This window comes from Acinetobacter sp. NIOH-H-8, from assembly GCF_046635365.1.
Lineage (GTDB): Bacteria > Pseudomonadota > Gammaproteobacteria > Pseudomonadales > Moraxellaceae > Acinetobacter.
Map to the genome: position 1 here is coordinate 1 of NZ_JBHDVN010000209.1, position 442 is coordinate 442.

The 442-nt window shown below is 68.1% G+C and carries 1 protein-coding gene; it reads left to right on the forward strand.

All coding sequences use genetic code 11. The features are described 5' to 3' along the window. Nucleotides 1-7: 7 nt before the first annotated feature. On the forward strand, nt 8-442 hold a 435-nt coding region (locus tag ACEWB7_RS17845), incomplete at its 3' end, for a class I tRNA ligase family protein (RefSeq protein ID WP_411581067.1).

Below are 442 nucleotides of genomic sequence, written 5' to 3' on the forward strand. Positions count from 1 at the left end.
GGGCACCATGACCCACATCCTCTCGGCCGTGGCGTGGCCGTATGCCAACGGGCCGCGCCACATCGGCCACGTCGCAGGTTTCGGTGTCCCGTCGGACGTCTTCAGCCGGCACATGCGGATGGCGGGTCACGACGTCCTCATGGTCTCGGGCACCGACGAGCACGGCACGCCGATCCTCGTCCAGGCCGACAAGGAGGGCGTGAGCCCGCAGGAGCTCGCGGACCGGTACAACCGCGTCATCGTCGAGGACCTGCACCAGCTCGGCCTGTCGTACGACCTCTTCACGCGGACCACGACGCGCAACCACTACGCCGTCGTGCAGGAGATGTTCCGCACGGTCCACAAGAACGGGTACATGGTCGAGCAGACGACCATGGGCGCGATCTCGCCGTCCACGGGCCGCACGCTGCCCGACCGCTACATCGAGGGCACGTGCCCCATC